This window comes from Dermacoccus sp. 147Ba (assembly GCF_004151355.1).
GTDB lineage: Bacteria > Actinomycetota > Actinomycetes > Actinomycetales > Dermatophilaceae > Dermacoccus > Dermacoccus abyssi.
On record NZ_SEHL01000027.1, the window covers coordinates 1 to 217 of the forward strand.

The 217-nt window shown below is 57.6% G+C and carries 1 rRNA gene; it reads right to left on the minus strand.

Going from position 1 to position 217, the window contains the following annotated elements:
• Nucleotides 1-217: ribosomal RNA gene (locus EVU97_RS14880) — 23S ribosomal RNA — on the minus strand; the annotation flags it as partial.

Here is a 217-nt window from a genome sequence, read left to right on the forward strand (position 1 = left end):
TGGTTCAGTATGGGCGGTTCTTCGCCGGTTCCGGAATATCAACCGGATGTCCATCGACTACGCCTGTCGGCCTCGCCTTAGGTCCCGACTTACCCAGGGCAGATTAGCTTGACCCTGGAACCCTTGGTTATTCGGCGGACGGGTTTCTCACCCGTCATTCGCTACTCATGCCTGCATTCTCACTCGTGTAGCATCCACGACTCGATCACTCGGCCGC